Below are 13,479 nucleotides of genomic sequence, written 5' to 3'. Positions count from 1 at the left end.
CTGTCGATGGACGCGATAGCCGAATACCTCCCACTCATCCGGCAAGGCTTCATCACCACCGTCCAGGTGACGGTCCTCGGCGCGGCGCTCGCGCTGGTCGTGGCCTTCGCCCTGGGTCTGGCCCGGCTGTCGACCCATCGCTGGCTGCGCTGGCCGGCGGCGTGCACCGTGGAGTTCCTCCGCGGCACGTCGCTGGTGGTGCAGTTGTTCTGGTTGTTCTTCGCGCTCCCGTTCTTCGGGATCCAGCTCACCCCGCTGTTCGCGGGGGTCCTCGCGTTGGGGCTCAACGAGGGTGCGTACGCCTCGGAGGTGGTCCGCGGGTCGATCGCGTCCCGGCCCCGGGGCCAGACCGAGGCCGCGATCGCCCTCAACATGACACCCGCCCAGCGGATGCGCCGCATCCTGCTGCCGCAGTCGATCCCGGCGATGCTGCCACCCATGGGCAACGTCATGGTGGACCTGCTCAAGAACAGCTCGCTGGTCTCCCTGGTGACGGTGGCGGACCTGACCTTCAACGCCGGGCTCATCCGGTCCTCCACCGGTGAGACCGCCCTGATCTACGGGATCATCCTGGTCCTGTACTTCATCCTGAGCCTCGTCATCGCCGGGATCATCGCGGTCCTCGAGCGGCGGTTCTCCCCGGACCGCCGGGGCGGCTCGCTGTTCGGCGCGCTGACCGGCCGGATGCAGGGCGTGAGCTGATGATCTGGGACAACGCCTTCGCCATCAGCATCATCCCCGACCTGCTCAGGGGGCTGGTCACCACGGTGCAGATCACGTTCGCGGGCATGGCCATCGCGGCCGTCCTCGGGCTGGTCGTGGCCGTGTTCAGGTACCTGCGGATCCCGGTGCTCTCACAGCTCCTGGGCTTCCTCGTGTACTTCATCCGCGGGACACCGTTGCTCGTCCAGGCGTTCTTCGTGTTCTACGTCCTGCCGGAATACGGCGTCACCATGAGTGCGCTGATCACCGGCATCATCGTGATCGGCGTCAACTACAGCGCCTACACCGCCGAGGTCTACCGGTCCGGGATCGAGGGGATCCCGGTCGGCCAGTGGGAGGCCGCGACCGCACTCAACCTGCCGGTGCGCCGCACCTGGACGAGGATCGTCCTGCCCCAGGCGGTGCGTCGGGTGGTCCCCCTCCTGGGGAACTACCTCATCCAGATGTTCAAGGACTCGGCCATCCTGTCCGCCATCACCGTCTACGAACTCATGTCGGTGGCCAAGGCGATCGGGCAGTCGGAGTTCCGCTACATCGAACCGTTCACCATCGCGGCGCTGCTCTTCCTCATCGTGAGCGTCCCGTGCACACTCGTCCTGCGTCGATTGGAGACTCGATATGGCACCGTCCACTGAGCTCGGCAGCCCCGGGGAGCCGATGGTCCGGTTCGAGAGGGTGAGCAAGAACTGGGGCGAGAACCGCGTCCTGCGGGAGCTCGACTTCACGGTGTCCGAGGGCGAGAAGATCTCGATCATCGGGCCGTCGGGATCCGGGAAGACCACCATCCTGCGCGTGCTGATGACACTGGAGTTCCCCACCTCCGGCCGCGTGATCGTGGAGGGGGACGAGCTGTGGAACACCGACGGTGCGCGCAAGCGGCCGCGGGAGACCAGGCGGATGCGGCAGATCCGCAGCCGGATCGGCATGGTGTTCCAGCAGTTCAACCTGTTCCCGCACATGACCGCGCTGGAGAACGTCATGGAGGCGCCCGTGCACGTGCTGGGCAAGGACAAGGCGACCGCCCGGCGGGAGGCGGAGGACCTGCTCGCGTTGGTCGGGTTGGCCGACCACTCGGCCAAGAAGCCGCCGCAGCTGTCCGGCGGCCAGCAACAACGCGTGGCGATCGCCCGGGCCATGGCCACCAAACCGGACGTCATGCTCTTCGACGAGCCCACCTCGGCCCTGGACCCCGAGCTGGTGGGGGAGGTGCTCAAGGTCATCCGCGACCTGGCCAACGACTCGTCCATGACGATGCTGATGGTCACCCACGAGATGAACTTCGCCCGCGAGATCTCCGACAGGGTGGTGATGTTCGACGGGGGCGTCGCGGTCGAGTCGGCCCCACCCGCGCAGTTCTTCGACTCACCCGAGCACGAGCGCACCAAGCGGTTCCTCGGCGCGGTGCTGGGGTACTGAGCTGCTGACCGCTCCGCCGGTCGCCGCGGTGGGTCAGCGGGAGGCCTCGAGCCCGTTGCGCATGGCCCACGCCACCGCCTGCGGTCTGGTCGTCACACCGATCTTGCGGTAGGCGTCCCGGATGTAGGTCTTGACCGTGTTGATCGACAGGTAGCACGCCGCGGCGATCTCCTCGTTGGAGCGGCCCTGGGCGATCAGCGCGAGCATCTCGGACTCCCGAGGGCTCAGACCGGCCTCCCCGCCCGGCCACGGCCCGCCCGGTGAGGCCTCCCCGTCGTCCCCCAGGATCCGGACGCGCTCGCCCGAGGCGATCCTCTCGATCGCCTCGATCAGAGCCTCGCCGGACAGTGACTTGGACAGGTACCCGGTCACTCCCGAGTCGAAGGCCTCGTCGACCGCCCGCGGGTCCGTGACGAACGAGTAGACGGCCACCGCGCCGATGGTCGGGTCGAGCGTCATGGCCGCGCACCTGGCCTGCCAGTCGGCCGGGGAGGCGAAGGTGTCGAACAGCACCACGTCCACGCCCGCCCCGTCCCGGCAATCCGGTCCGTTCACCACCACCTGGGCGCGGTCGGGATAGGGGGCGAGAAGAGCGTGCACACCCGCGATGACCACCGTGTAGTCGTTGACCACCGAGACTCTGACGGGCATGAGAAAATTCTATCAGTTGTGACCCATCCCACCCCTGGGGGTGTGCCGAATAGAGACGGGCTGAAAGAAGCTGAACTCGACGGGGGGAGAACCATGCAACCGACCGCCACGACCAGGATCGACGAGCGATGGGCCTGGGCCGATCACAGCATGTGCCGAGACGTGCCGGATCTGTTCTACAACGCCGAGGAGGATCCGAAGAGCCTGCGACGGCGCAAGGAATCGGCCGCGAAGAAACTGTGCGCGCAGTGCCCGGTCATCGAGGCGTGTCGAGCGCACGCCATGGCCCACCGCGAGCTGTACGGGGTCTGGGGTGGGATGACCGAGGCCGACCGCCACCGGCTCGCGGGTCGCGTCCGCACCGGCTGACAGGCCACCCGGCGCAGCCGGGCTCCCGCCCGGCCCCGCGGGCGCCGGTCAGCGGACCGGGATCGCGACGAGTTTGGTCTCCACGAACTCCTCGATACCCGTCAGGCCGCCCTCACGGCCGAGACCGGACTGTTTGATGCCCCCGAACGGCGCGGCCGGGTTGGAGACGATCCCGGTGTTGACGCCCACCATCCCGGCCTGCAGGCGCTCGGACATGGTCATCGCGCGGTCGAGGTTCTCGGTCATCACGTAGGAGACCAGGCCGAACTCGGTGTCATTGGCCATGGCCACGGCCTCGTCGTCGGAGTCGAACGGGATCAGGGCGGCCACGGGGCCGAAGATCTCGGTGGACATCAGGTCGGAGTCGGCGGTCACCCCGGTCAGGACGGTGGGTGGGTAAAAGTAGCCGGGGCCCTCGCCGCGGGCACCGCCGCACAGCACCTCGGCGCCGCGCCCCACGGCGTCGTCGACCAGGTCGACCACCTTGGCCACGGCCTTCTCCTCGACGAGCGGGCCCACGTCCGTGCCGTCCCGCGTGCCGTCGCCGACGGTCAGCGCGGCCATCCTCTCGGTGAGGCGCCGTCCGAACTCGTCCAGTACCGACCGGTGTACGAGGATCCGGTTGGCGGAGGTGCAGGCCTCGCCCATGTTGCGCATCTTGGCGGCCATCGCGGCGCCCACGGCGGTGTCCATGTCCGCGTCCTCGCACACCACGAACGGTGCGTTGCCGCCCAGTTCCATGGACGTGCGCAGCACCCCGCGGGCGCACTGTTCGAGCAGCTTCCGGCCGACCGGTGTGGACCCGGTGAAGGACAGCTTGCGGGCGATCCCGGAGTCGATCCACGGCTCCACCACACTGCCCGGGTCTGTGGTGCACACCACGTTCAGTACGCCGTCGGGGAGCCCCGCCTCGCGGAGGACGTCCACCACGTACAGCGAGGTCAGGGGCGTGAGATTGGCGGGCTTGAACACCATGGTGCACCCGGCGGCGATCGCCGGGCCGATCTTGCGGGTGGCCATGGCCAGCGGGAAGTTCCACGGTGTGATGAGGATGCACGGACCGACGGGCTCGTGGGTCACCATGAGCCTGGTCTTGCCGTCGGGGGAGCGGCGGGCGTCGCCACGGATGCGCACGGCCTCCTCGGAGAACCAGCGGAAGAACTCGGCGCCGTAGGTCACCTCGCCCCTCGCCTCGGCAAGCGGCTTGCCCATCTCGGTGGTCATGAGCAGCGCGATCTCGTCGGCGCGCTCGACCAGCAGTTCGTAGGCCCTGCGCAGGATCTCGGCCCGCTCGCGGGCGGGGACGGCGGCCCAGGAGGCCTGGGTGCGGCCCGCGGCCTCGATGGCGGCGGCGGCGTCGTCGGCCCCGCCGTCGGCGACGGCCGCGATCGACTCGCCGGTGGCGGGGTTGACCACCTCGAAGGTGGCGCCGGAGGCGGCGTCCCGCCACTGCCCGTCCACGTGCACGCCGGTGCCGAGCGCGGCGATGATGTCGGTGACGGAGCGGGTCATGTGTGCCTCCTGGTGGGTGCGGGGTCGGGGCTGTGGTCGGGGTCGGGGCCGTGGGGATCGGGATCGAGCAGTTCGAACAGGTGGCGGCCGGTGCGGCCGGATCCGGTCGTGGGGTCGGTGGCTCCCAGGTGGTGGACCTGGGTGGCGCAGGAGAAGCCGTCGGTGAGCACCGGTGCGGCCCGGTCGGCCCGCAGTGCGGGGGCCAGCGCCTGTTCGGCGACGGCGGCGGTGACCGCCTCGTGCCCGGCGGTGAAACCGAAGTCCCCGGCAACGCCGCAGCACCCGGTGGCCTCCCGGACCGAACCCACGCCCAACGCGGTGAGCGTGGCACGTTGGACGCGGTTGCCGAAGGTCGCGTACTCGTGGCAGTGGGTCTGGACGGTGACCCTGTCCGGTGCCACGCCGCCGGGCCACGCGGGGGCGCGGCCCTCGGCGGCGAGGCGGCCCAGGTGGTCGGCGGCCGAACGGATCCGGGCGGCCACGCGGGTCGCGGCCCCGGCGTCGGGGGAGTCGGCGAGCAGGCGGGGGAGGTCCTCGCGGAGGGTGGCGGCGCAGGAGGGTTCGACGACGACGACGGGGACCTCCGCCCCGTCCGGCCCGCGGATCGCATCGAGATGCCGGGCGGTCGCGGTCATGGTGCGGCGGGCCGCGTCGAGGCGGCCGGTCGTGACGTGGGTCAGTCCGCAGCACTGGTCCGCGGTGCACGCCACCGAGGTGTGCGCACCGCCCAGGACGCGGGCGGCGGCGCCGGCGACGGCGGGGCGCAGTCCGCGGGTGAACGAATCGAGGAACAACACGATCTCGGCCGAGGTGCGCCCCGGCTCCGGTTCGCGCACGGTCCACACGCTGTCCGGGACCCGGGCGAGCTCCTCGCGCAGCTCGCGGGCGGAGGTGAAGCGCGGCATGGTGCGCTCGGTGGCCAGCCCACCCAGTCGGGCGGCGACCCGCCCGGCGCGGGTGCCCAGCAGGGCGTTGATCGGCCCGGCCGCCCGGACGGTCCCGCGCAGCCACAGCGGGAGCAGACCGAGGGAGTAATGGGCCACAGGTCGCACCCGACGCCGGTAGCGCCGGTGCAGGGCCTCGGATTTGAAGGTGGCCATGTCGACGCCGGTGGGGCAGTCCGACGAGCACGCCTTGCACGCCAGGCACAACTCCAGCGATTCCTCGACCGCCGGGTCGTGGATGGGCAGCGTCCCGCGGACCACCTCCTGCAGTACGCGGGCCCGGCCGCGGGTGGAGTCCTTCTCGTCTCCCGTGGCGCGGAAGGACGGGCACATCACGCCACCGGTGGAGGTGCGGCAGCGGCCCACCCCGATGCAGGCCTGGACCGGGTGTGCGCCGTCCGGCGAGGTCAGCAGCCCCAGATCCCGGTGGCCGACCCCGGCCAGCGCGAGGTCCGCGTCCAGGGGTCGCGTGGCCGTCAACCCGCCCGGGGCCAGGATCCCCGTGGGGTCCCAGGTGCGGGCGAAGCGGGCGAAGGCGTCCAGCATCTCGGGTGAGTACATCACCGGGAGCAGTTCCGAGCGCGCACGGCCGTCGCCGTGTTCCCCGGACAGTGACCCGCCGTGGCTCACCACCAGGTGGGCGGCGTCCGTGCAGAAGGCCCGCATCGCGGCCCGGCCCTGGTCGGAGCGCAGATCGAAGCTGATCCGGATGTGCATGCACCCGGCGCCGAAGTGCCCGTACATGACGCCGGTGAGCCCGTGCCGCTCGAGCAGCTCGCGGAAGTCGGCCAGGTAGCCGGCCAGTCGCTCGGGTGCGACGGCCGAGTCCTCCCAGCCCGGCCAGGACTCGATGACCTCGCCCGTGGCGGGGTCGGTGAGCCTGGAGCTCAGCCCGGCCCCGTCCTCGCGTACCCGCCACAGATCGGCGCGGGCCACGGGATCGGTCACGACGAGCGCCTCGACCGCGTGGCCGGAGCCGGTGAGCTCGCCCGCCAGCTCGGCGACCCGGGCATCGAGCCGTCCCGCCGCGCCGGCCTCGTCGTCGTCGTTGTCGCTGTCGTCGAGCTCCACGAACAGCCACGCCCGACCCTCGGGGAGCTCTGCCACGGCGTCGGCCCCGCGCCGGGTGCGCATGGTCGCCACGATCGCCTCGTCGATCCCCTCCACTGCGGTGGGGTGGTGCCGCAGGATCGCGGGTACGTCGCGGGCGGCGTCCACGACGTCGGCGTAACCCACGACCAGCAGTCCGGTGCGTGCGGACCGGGGCACCGCACGCATGGTGGCGGCCGTGACCAGCGCACACGTGCCCTCCGAGCCGACGAGCGAGCGCGCCACGTCGAAGCCCTCCTCGGGCAACAGGTGGCGCAGGTGGTACCCGGACACCTGGCGGGGCAGCCGTCCGAGCTCGGTGCGAAGGGCGGCGAGGTGGTCGGAGGCCAGCGCGCGGAACTCGGCGGTCAGGTGTCCAGCGCGGGCCGTGGCGGCCGCGTCCGCCGGATCGGTGGCCTCGATCCCGCTGCGCGTGGCGGTCAGGCGCAGGCCGTCGGCGGTGACGAGCCGTAGCGCGATTACGTGGTCGGCGGTCCGGCCGTGGCGCACCGAGTGGTTGCCGCAGGCGTCGTTGCCGATCGCCCCGCCCAGGCAGGCCCGCGACTGACTGGAGGGGTCGGGGGCGAAGGTCAGTCGCTCGCCGGTGGCGGTGTGGACGGCCGAGCGCAGGGCGGTGAGGACGCATCCGGCCTCGGCGGTCACGGTCCCGGCGGTCTCGTCCACCTCCAGGACCCGGTTCATGTACCGCGACACGTCCAGCACCAGTCCGGTGCCGATCGCGTTGCCGGCCATCGACGTGCCGCCTCCGCGGGCGGTGGCGGGTACACCCAGCCGGTGACATACGGCCAGCGCGGTCGCGACCTCGGCCTCGGACCGCGGGAACAGCACGGCCGCGGGGACCACCCGGTAGTTGGAGGCGTCGTAGGAGTACTCGGCGATGCGGCGGGGGTCGGCCTCCGGCGCCAGGCCCTCCGCGACGAGAGCGCCCACCAGTGCCTCGGCGCCCGCGCGCGCCTGCCCGGGGGCGGCCGGTGCGACGCGGGTGGTCACGCCGCCCCGTCGCACACCCGGTGGACGGCGCGGGCGAAGCGCTCGACGCCGGCGTCCACCTCGTCCGCGGTCACCACCAGTGCGGGTATCAGGCGGACGACGGAGCCGGTGGGGCCGCAGGTGAGGGTGAGCAGGTCCTCGTCGATGCACGCCTGCTGCACCGCGCCGGCCAGTCGGGCGGCCTCCTGTGCGCCGGCGCTCCCGGCGGGCGCGGTGGGGTCGCCGAACTCCACGCCCAGCATGAGGCCGGTCCCGCGGATGTCGCAGATCTCGCTCACGTCGCCGAGGCTACGCCGCAGACCGTCCAGCATCTGCGTTCCGCGCTCGGCGGAGTTGGTCACCAGGCCCTCCCGCTCGACCACCCCGAGGGTCGCCACGCCGGCGGCGGCCGCCACGGCGTTGCCGCCGTAGGTGCCGCCCTGGGAGCCCGGCCAGCCCTTGGCCATGAGCGCGGAGGGTGCGGCGATCGCGGAGATGGGGAAGCCGGAGGCGATGCCCTTGGCGGTGATGATGATGTCGGGCACGAGCCCCTCGGTGTGCTGGTGGCCCCAGAAGCGGCCCGTGCGTCCGATGCCGGCCTGGACCTCGTCGAGTACCAGCAGCGCGCCGATCCGGTCCGCGCGCTCGCGCAAGCCCTGCAGGTACCGCGGCGGGGTGGCCGTGTAGCCGCCGTCGCCCAGCACCGGTTCGATCAGGAAGGCCGCGATCTCGCGGGCGTCGACCCGGGTGGCCATGAGGTAGTCGAGTTCGGCCAGCGCGAAGTCGATCGCGTCGTCCTCGCTCCACCCGTGGCGCAGGGCGTGCGGGAACGGGGTCATCACCACGCCGCCCATGAGCGGGGAGAAGCCGGCGGAGAAACGGGTCCCGGCGGTGGTGAGGCTGGCGGCGGCCACGGTGCGACCGTGGAAACCGCCCTGCACGGTGACGATGTTGGGCCGGCCCGTGGCCATGCGGGCCAGTCGGACCGCTGCCTCGACCGCCTCGGAACCCGAGTTGGCGTAGAACACCGAGTCGAGACCGTCGGGCAGGTGCTCGCCCAGCTTCTCCGTGAGTTGCAGTAGCGGCTGGTGCATGACTGTCGTGTACTGCGCGTGGATGATCTTCCCGCACTGCTCGCGCGCGGCCTCGACCACGTCGGGGTGGCAGTGTCCGGTGCTGGTCACACCGATGCCGGTCGTGAAGTCCAGGTAGGTGCGGCCGTCGGTGCCGTGGATCCACGAGCCGAGCGCGTGGTCCACCACGACGGGCGTGGCCTGCTTGAGAAGGGGCGACAGGTGCGCGGTCATGACGCCAGTGTGTGGCGCACCCCGTAGATTGTCAACAATCCGACGATCCTGGTTCGCGAGGGGGCCCGAGCGCTACCGTGTCCCCATGACGCAGACCCACCGGGACCCGGGCGCCCGACCCACCGTCGTGCTCCTCACCGCCGACGGGGTCGCCCCGCCCTCCTCGCTCGACGAGGTCCGCGAGCTCGCCGACGTGCGCGAGTGCACGGCGGACACCCTCGCCGGGGCATTGCCGGGAGCCGAGGTGCTGCTGGTGTGGGACATCTTCTCCGGCGCCCTGGCCGACGCCTGGCACGCCGCGGACTCGTTGCGGTGGGTCCACGTGGCCGCCGCCGGGGTGGACAAGCTCCTGTTCGACGGGCTGCGGGACTCGGACGTGCTGGTCACCAACGCCCGCGGGGTGTTCGACGGGCCGATCGCGGAATACGTGCTGGCCTGCGTCCTGGCCCACGACAAGCGCCTGCACGAGACGGAGGCGCTGCGGCGCGCAGGACAGTGGCGGCACCGCGAGACCACCCGGGTAGCCGGTCGTCGCGCCCTGGTGGTGGGGACCGGCGGGATAGGCCGGGCCACCGCGCGGCTACTGCGGGCGGTCGGGCTCGACGTGAGCGGGGCCGGACGTCGACCGCGCGACGACGACGAGGACTTCGGCGTCATCCTGGATTCGGCCCGCCTCGCCGACCACCTGGGCGAGGTCGACCACCTGATCATGGTGGCCCCGCTGACCGAGGCCACCCGGGGGATGCTCGGGGCCGCCGAGTTGGCGGAAATGCCGGACGGTGCCCACGTGGTCAACGTCGGGCGCGGGCAACTCGTGGACCAGGGTGCACTCACGCGGGAGATCGCCTCCGGCAGGCTCGCTGCGCACCTGGACGTCCTCGACGTCGAACCGCTTCCCGACGGCGACCCGCTGTGGACCCTGGACGGCGCGCACATCAGCCCACACATGTCGGGCGACGTGGAGGGGTGGCGGGGCACCCTCTCGGAGCAGTTCCGCGACCACCTGCGCACCTGGCTGGCGGGCGGTGAGCCCGGCCCGGCAGTGGATAAAAGTCGAGGATACGTCAGCGGCTGACCGGTTGTCAGTGGTCACGGTCACGGATACGGTCAGCGCCGCGAGGGTCGGCACACCTCGTTTTCCCGAGTCAGCCGGGGTTTTCAGGCTGAGGAGAGAAAGGAGTCGTAATGACCATTGCCGTTGATGACTATGTGACACGCGTGAGCGACATGCCGAGGATCATCGATCGACCGGACCCGGTGGTGTGGTCTCGTTCCCACGACCCCGAGATCCTCGAGTTCGCCGAGCGCGGCTACGTCCAGAGGGAGGACGCGCTGGACGACGGGCGGGTGGACGCCTGCCTGGAGGAACTGCACCGCATCGGCGCGGACCCCGCGATGTCCGGGGACCCCCGGGTGATCCGCGAGGCCGGCAGCGACGCGGTCCGCTCCATCTTCGACGTCCACACCCTCAGTGAGGTGGTGTGGGAGGCCGTCGAGCACTCCGGCGCGATCGACCTCGCCCGTGAGATCCTGGGCACGGACGTGTACATCCACCAGAGCAGGCTGAACTACAAACCCGGTTTCGCCGGCGGCGCGTTCTACTGGCACTCGGACTTCGAGACCTGGCACGCCGAGGACGGGATGCCCCGTCCACGCGCGTGCAGCGCCTCCCTCGCGCTCACCAGGAACGAGATCTACAACGGGCCGCTGATGATCATGCCGGGTACTCAGAAGTACTTCGTGCAGTGCGCGGGCGAGACGCCGGAGGACTACTACAAAGAGTCGCTCGTCTCGACCGCACCGAGGGTCGGCGTACCGTCCGAGGAGCACATCGCCGAGATGTACCGCTCCCACGGACTCGACGTCCTCACCGGAGGCTCCGGGTCGATGACCATGTTCGACTGCAACGCCCTGCACGCCTCCGGCGGCAACATCAGCCCGGTGCCCAGGGCGAACGTCTTCATCGTGTTCAACAGCGTCGAGAACGGGCTGACCGGCCCCTTCGCCGGGACCCCGCCGCGCCCCGACTTCCTCGCGCAACGCTGAGCCGGCGCGGCTACGGGGCGTCGAGCCCCAGCCCGAGCGCGGCCTCGGTGAACGCCTCGACGAAGGCGTGCAGCGGCCGACGCCGGGCGTCCCGCTCGCGGTAGGCGATGGAGACCGTCCTGGTGAGGGCATCGGTCAGCGGCAGCACGTCCACGTCCGCGGGTGAGGTGCTCAACCCCAGGTCGGACGCCAGGGTCACGCCGAGGCCGGCCGCGACGAGCGCGAGAGCCGTCGACTGCTCGCCCGCCTCGTGGCTCATCTGCGGTTCGAACCCCGCCTCCCGGCACGCCATCCGGACCGCCCGGCCGAAGTGCGAGCGCGGGTGGGCGAGCACCCAGGGTTGCCGGGCCAGGTCGGCCAACGCCACCTCGCGGGCGTCGATCACCCCGCGGGGGGCCACGACGTGCAGTGATTCCACGGCGACGGGTGTCCGGGTGAGTTCGGGGACACGCGCCATCGGATAGCTGGAGTAGTCCAGTACGAAGGCCAGGTCCAGTGAACCGTCCCGGACGGCGCCGGTGGTGTCCTCCGGTGCCAGTTCGCGGCTGCGGACCTCGATCCCCGGATGGTCGCGGGCGAGAACCCGGATCCCCGCCGGGAGCAGCGCCGAGGCGACCGACGCCCACACGCCTGCCGTGAGAGTGGTGCCGACCCCGGCCCGAGCCGCCTCCATCGCGTGACCGGCGTCCTCCACCGCCGCCAGGATCGTCTCGGCGTGCCCGACCAACACCAGACCGGCCTCGGTGAGCGCGATCCGTCGACCGCGCCGCTCGAACAGCGGGGTCCCCGCCTCCCGTTCGAGTAGCGCGAGCTGTTGTGAGACGGCGGAGACCGTGTAGTCCAGGGCTCCGGCGACGGCGGTGACGGTTCCTCGCCGTTCCAGCTCGCGGAGCAACCTGAGTCGGTGCAGTGACGGCTCCATGGTCCCGAGAATAGGGGCCCACCGGCAACTGTGCAGAAATAGTGAACGATCGACTCCACGGATTCGCGCTGGACCGCAGCCCGTGTGCGCTCGCATGCTTGGGTCACCCCGCAGGAGAGTCGGGACAGACGTTTCAGGAGGCGAGCACCATGACATCCATCGAGATTCCGGGTATGACCGCGACAACCGGGTCGGTGCCGGTGGCAGTGCCGGCTCCCCACTCCGCGGGGTCCGCCACCCGCGAGCCCTACCTGCGGTTGCACTGGAAGGACGATGTCACCGGGGCTCGTGGCTATCTCGTGGTGGACACCCTCGTCGGCGGCCTGGCCACCGGGGGGACCAGGATGCGGGCGGGCTGCACCCTGGGCGAGGTGGAGGATCTGGCCCGGGGCATGACCCGCAAGACCGCGGCCTTCGACCTCCCGGTGGGCGGCGCCAAGGGCGGGATCGACTTCGACCCCAAGGATCCCCGGGCCGTCGAGGTGCTGACCCGCTTCTGCGAGGCCATGCGGCCGTTCCTCGACCGCCACTGGGTGACGGCCGAGGACCTGGGGGTGCCGCAGCACCTGATCGATGAGGTCTTCGCCACGTTGGGGATGCGGCAGTCCTACCACGCGGCGCTCGAGCGCGCGGATGACCCGGCCGCGACCGCGGCACGCATCTTCCGCGGGTTGAACTCGGAGGTCCCGGGCGGACTGCTCGGCGACGTGATCGGCGGGTACGGGGTGGCGCAGGCCTGCCTGGCCGCCGCGTACGTGCGGGGCTGGGACCTTGCACGCACCACCGTCGCGGTCCAGGGAGTGGGCACCATGGGTGGCGCCGCCGCCTGGTACCTGCACGAGGCGGGGCTGACCGTGGTCGCCCTGGCCGACGCGGCCGGGACGCTCTACGACCCGGCGGGACTCGACGTCCCCGCGCTCCTGGCCACCCGCGACCGCTTCGGCGAGATCGACCGCGACGCCGTGCCCGCCCGGGTGCAGCTGCTCGCGCGGGACGAGATCATCGGGATGGACGTCGACGTCCTGGTCCCCGCCGCGGTCTCGTACGCGATCACGGCGGAGAACTGCGCCCGCGTCACCGCTCCGGTGGTGGTGGAGGCCGCCAACGCCGCGACGACCATCGACGCCGAACTCGACCTGACCGCCCGCGGGATCGCCGTCCTCCCGGACTTCGTGGCCAACGCCGGGGCCGTGGCCTGGGCCTGGTGGCTGATCCTCGGTGAGGTCGACGACCAGCCCGAGTCCTCGTTCCTGCGGCTCAGTCGCGAGATGACGGGCAAAGTCGCCGACCTGCTCACCGACTGGAACCCCGCGGACGGCCCGGTGCGCTGGGCGGCCGACGTCTCGAACCTGGTTCGTGAGGTCCCGACGGTCATGGTGCCCTGACCGCCGAACTCGACGACCGCGCCTGAGGACGATCGCAGGCGCGCGTAGCCACTGCAGCCGCACACGGAAATATCGTGTGCGGCTGCAGTGGTTGCGCGCGTGTGCGGCAGGCGGGGGCGGAGGGT

The 13,479-nt window shown here is 71.4% G+C and carries 12 protein-coding genes; 7 read left to right on the top strand and 5 right to left on the bottom strand.

The genetic code is table 11. The features are described from left to right. The first annotated feature begins 6 nt into the window (after window positions 1–6). The 3 genes from ehuC to NJE57_RS08905 are packed head-to-tail and all read left to right on the top strand — an operon-like array spanning window position 7 to window position 2,139. A complete protein-coding gene (gene ehuC / locus NJE57_RS08915) occupies window positions 7–702 on the top strand; it encodes an ectoine/hydroxyectoine ABC transporter permease subunit EhuC (protein ID WP_319028045.1) in 696 nt (231 codons plus the stop codon). Continuing rightward, the gene (gene ehuD, locus NJE57_RS08910) at window positions 702–1,358 is read left to right on the top strand and encodes an ectoine/hydroxyectoine ABC transporter permease subunit EhuD (RefSeq protein WP_319028044.1); all 657 of its coding nucleotides are present in this window, start codon (window positions 702–704) and stop codon (window positions 1,356–1,358) included. Before ehuC ends, ehuD begins: the two co-directional genes overlap by 1 nt. Before the next feature lie 22 nt (window positions 1,359–1,380). Further along, window positions 1,381–2,139 (top strand): amino acid ABC transporter ATP-binding protein, encoded by a 759-nt coding sequence (locus NJE57_RS08905; RefSeq protein WP_319028244.1) that lies wholly within the window; start codon window positions 1,381–1,383, stop codon window positions 2,137–2,139. Window positions 2,140–2,172: 33 nt separating this feature from the next. On the opposite strand, the gene NJE57_RS08900 is transcribed toward NJE57_RS08905, so the two are convergent. Then, window positions 2,173–2,790 (bottom strand): response regulator transcription factor, encoded by a 618-nt coding sequence (locus NJE57_RS08900; RefSeq protein ID WP_319028043.1) that lies wholly within the window; start codon window positions 2,788–2,790, stop codon window positions 2,173–2,175. 93 nt (window positions 2,791–2,883) lie between these two features. Between NJE57_RS08900 and NJE57_RS08895 the strand changes: the two genes are divergently transcribed. Further along, window positions 2,884–3,159, top strand: coding sequence for a WhiB family transcriptional regulator (locus tag NJE57_RS08895; RefSeq protein WP_319028042.1), 276 nt, complete (start codon window positions 2,884–2,886; stop codon window positions 3,157–3,159). 48 nt (window positions 3,160–3,207) lie between these two features. Here NJE57_RS08895 and NJE57_RS08890 read toward each other — a convergent pair whose 3' ends face one another. The 3 genes from NJE57_RS08890 to NJE57_RS08880 are packed head-to-tail and all read right to left on the bottom strand — an operon-like array spanning window position 3,208 to window position 9,001. Further along, window positions 3,208–4,671: an NAD-dependent succinate-semialdehyde dehydrogenase gene (locus NJE57_RS08890; protein ID WP_319028041.1), complete on the bottom strand. Its 1,464-nt coding sequence runs from the start codon at window positions 4,669–4,671 to the stop codon at window positions 3,208–3,210. Continuing rightward, window positions 4,668–7,715: an FAD-binding and (Fe-S)-binding domain-containing protein gene (locus NJE57_RS08885; protein ID WP_413464388.1), complete on the bottom strand. Its 3,048-nt coding sequence runs from the start codon at window positions 7,713–7,715 to the stop codon at window positions 4,668–4,670. The genes NJE57_RS08890 and NJE57_RS08885 overlap by 4 nt, the downstream gene beginning before the upstream one ends. Next, window positions 7,712–9,001, bottom strand: a complete 1,290-nt coding sequence (locus tag NJE57_RS08880; protein ID WP_319028040.1) for an aspartate aminotransferase family protein — start codon at window positions 8,999–9,001, stop codon at window positions 7,712–7,714. The genes NJE57_RS08885 and NJE57_RS08880 overlap by 4 nt, the downstream gene beginning before the upstream one ends. A gap of 85 nt (window positions 9,002–9,086) precedes the next feature. Between NJE57_RS08880 and NJE57_RS08875 the strand changes: the two genes are divergently transcribed. Further along, window positions 9,087–10,076 carry a D-2-hydroxyacid dehydrogenase gene (locus tag NJE57_RS08875; RefSeq protein ID WP_319028039.1) on the top strand — a complete coding sequence of 330 codons (990 nt, stop codon included), beginning with the start codon at window positions 9,087–9,089 and terminating at the stop codon, window positions 10,074–10,076. 110 nt (window positions 10,077–10,186) lie between these two features. After that, window positions 10,187–11,047, top strand: coding sequence for a phytanoyl-CoA dioxygenase family protein (locus NJE57_RS08870; RefSeq protein ID WP_319028038.1), 861 nt, complete (start codon window positions 10,187–10,189; stop codon window positions 11,045–11,047). Window positions 11,048–11,057: 10 nt separating this feature from the next. Here NJE57_RS08870 and NJE57_RS08865 read toward each other — a convergent pair whose 3' ends face one another. Continuing rightward, window positions 11,058–11,969 carry a LysR family transcriptional regulator gene (locus NJE57_RS08865; RefSeq protein WP_319028037.1) on the bottom strand — a complete coding sequence of 304 codons (912 nt, stop codon included), beginning with the start codon at window positions 11,967–11,969 and terminating at the stop codon, window positions 11,058–11,060. 149 nt (window positions 11,970–12,118) lie between these two features. On the opposite strand from NJE57_RS08865, the gene NJE57_RS08860 reads away from it, so the two are divergent. Beyond that, window positions 12,119–13,354 (top strand): Glu/Leu/Phe/Val family dehydrogenase, encoded by a 1,236-nt coding sequence (locus tag NJE57_RS08860; protein ID WP_319028036.1) that lies wholly within the window; start codon window positions 12,119–12,121, stop codon window positions 13,352–13,354. The last annotated feature ends 125 nt before the right edge of the window (window positions 13,355–13,479 follow it).

This window comes from Dietzia sp. PP-33 (assembly GCF_033790845.1).
Taxonomy (GTDB): domain Bacteria; phylum Actinomycetota; class Actinomycetes; order Mycobacteriales; family Mycobacteriaceae; genus Dietzia.
Note: the sequence above shows the minus strand (reverse complement) of the source record. Positions and strands in the feature narration are given on the sequence as shown.

Coding starts and splice junctions, on each gene's coding strand:
- NJE57_RS08865 (WP_319028037.1), bottom strand. CDS start 11,969: ATGGAGCCGTCACTGCACCGACTCAGGTTGCTCCGCGAGCTGGAACGG.
- ehuD (WP_319028044.1), top strand. CDS start 702: ATGATCTGGGACAACGCCTTCGCCATCAGCATCATCCCCGACCTGCTC.
- NJE57_RS08870 (WP_319028038.1), top strand. CDS start 10,187: ATGACCATTGCCGTTGATGACTATGTGACACGCGTGAGCGACATGCCG.
- NJE57_RS08875 (WP_319028039.1), top strand. CDS start 9,087: ATGACGCAGACCCACCGGGACCCGGGCGCCCGACCCACCGTCGTGCTC.
- NJE57_RS08890 (WP_319028041.1), bottom strand. CDS start 4,671: ATGACCCGCTCCGTCACCGACATCATCGCCGCGCTCGGCACCGGCGTG.
- ehuC (WP_319028045.1), top strand. CDS start 7: ATGGACGCGATAGCCGAATACCTCCCACTCATCCGGCAAGGCTTCATC.
- NJE57_RS08905 (WP_319028244.1), top strand. CDS start 1,381: ATGGTCCGGTTCGAGAGGGTGAGCAAGAACTGGGGCGAGAACCGCGTC.
- NJE57_RS08860 (WP_319028036.1), top strand. CDS start 12,119: ATGACATCCATCGAGATTCCGGGTATGACCGCGACAACCGGGTCGGTG.
- NJE57_RS08900 (WP_319028043.1), bottom strand. CDS start 2,790: ATGCCCGTCAGAGTCTCGGTGGTCAACGACTACACGGTGGTCATCGCG.
- NJE57_RS08880 (WP_319028040.1), bottom strand. CDS start 9,001: ATGACCGCGCACCTGTCGCCCCTTCTCAAGCAGGCCACGCCCGTCGTG.
- NJE57_RS08895 (WP_319028042.1), top strand. CDS start 2,884: ATGCAACCGACCGCCACGACCAGGATCGACGAGCGATGGGCCTGGGCC.